The sequence below is a fragment of the Paenibacillus sp. P4_A7 genome (genome assembly GCF_056402455.1).
The window spans coordinates 1-1,743 of sequence record NZ_JBFUHJ010000715.1; the positions used below are offsets into that span (position 1 = coordinate 1).

The window sequence follows — 1,743 nt, forward strand, 5'->3', positions numbered from 1 at the left end:
CAGCCAGTTCTGTAGTAGGCATATCCATTAATGCTTCTACGAGCTCTGCTTCACTTAGACTCGTAACATCTCCTGAGAATAATGCCTGGGTGATTTTCTCAGCACTGATGACTGCCTCTTCACCATGTACTAGACGCGTTACATTTCGGGCTAATTCCCGCTGGGCTGCACGCTTCTCAGGATGCTGCTCAAGCTCAGTCTCAAGCGCTTCGATTTCTGCACGGGTCAAGAAAGTGAAATATTTCAAGAACTTGATCACATCATTATCGAAAGTGTTGATCCAAAACTGATAGAACTGGTACACAGAGGTTTTACTGCGATCCAGCCATACTGCGCCAGACTCCGATTTACCGAACTTTTTGCCATCACTCTTCGTTACGAGTGGCATAGTTAGGCCGTAAGCATCGTCTCCGCCCAATTTACCGATTAGATCAAGTCCTGCGATAATATTGCCCCATTGGTCACTTCCTCCAACCTGCAATGCACAGCCATGCTTCTGCTGCAGCATATAAAAATCGTATGCTTGCAATATCATGTAGCTAAATTCAGTGAAGGAGATCCCATTAGCTAGACGCGAATCGACAGAATCCTTCGCGAGCATGTAATTAACTGTGAAATACTTTCCAACATCGCGGAGAAATGTGATGACATCTATAGAACCGAGCCAATCATAATTGCTTACGAGTTTTGCAGCATTTTCATTTGCATCAAAATCAAGAAAATTAGATAGTTGACGTCCCAAGCTGTTCGTCCATTCTCCTACCGTATCCGCTGTGTTGAGTGAGCGCTCTGTGGAGCGGCCGCTCGGATCGCCAATTAGCCCTGTTCCTCCTCCAACAAGTGCCAGCGGTATGTGGCCGGCCTTTTGGAAGCGGCTCAAGCAAAGAATCGGCAGCAAATGTCCGATATGAAGACTGTCGGCCGTTGGATCGAAGCCGCTATATAGGACAACACGCTCGTTTTCAAGCTTTTTCAACAAGCCTTCTCGATCGGTCATTTGATAAATAATCCCGCGGTACTCCAAATCCTCTAAAAACTCATTAGCATTTTTTATCGCGATATCTTGCCCCATTTTAATTCCCTCCGTCATTTGGTTTTTAACACAAGCGTAAACGGCTGTCGCCGTCCTCTTCGGCAAAAGCATTCGTTTCGCGGATATATATAAGCACTTTTATAAGTGAAAACTTATAAATTCTTATATATCAAAAAAGACCCGCCCCTGTCATAGACAGGGACGAGTCATCGTGGTACCACCCTAATTGAAAATACCTCGCAGGCATTTTCCACTCGAATCGGATAACGGCCGATAACCGTCTCACCCTTCTGCTGTTGCGCAGTTTCGGATAAAGATGCTCCAGGATGTAATTCACGCTCATTCTGTATCGGCTTGCACCAAACGCCGACTCTCTGGAATCTCGAGATGAACGCTACTAATTCCCTTCATTGCTTTGTATTCATTTCATTCCGTTCATTGGATACACTTTATAACAAACAAATAGTCTGTGTCAACCTGTGAATACGCACAGATTCCGCCGACCCACTTCGATGTTGCTGCTCATTCTACAGAAACCGTATAGTTAATGATGAAGGTTTCATCTTTTCGCTGAAATTGTCCCCAAATTTTGTAGAGCCCCGGCTCAGGGAAAGTCGTCGAGAAACCTGCTGTTGGTCCGCTCACATTATCATCCACGGGATGGACATGCAAGTAACGATTCAGATCTTCATTTAAAATTACAACATGGC

The 1,743-nt window shown here is 45.0% G+C and carries 1 protein-coding gene, 1 pseudogene and 1 other annotated feature; the gene and the pseudogene both read right to left on the reverse strand.

The annotated features are described in order from the left end of the window. Positions 1-1,072 (reverse strand): tyrosine--tRNA ligase (tyrS, locus tag AC1DWN_RS33315; protein WP_477563115.1); only part of this gene is annotated, 1,072 nt, incomplete at its 3' end. A gap of 155 nt (positions 1,073-1,227) precedes the next feature. Next, positions 1,228-1,453, reverse strand: a binding site (T-box leader). 102 nt (positions 1,454-1,555) lie between these two features. Continuing rightward, a pseudogene (locus tag AC1DWN_RS33320) lies at positions 1,556-1,743 on the reverse strand (hypothetical protein); the annotation flags it as partial.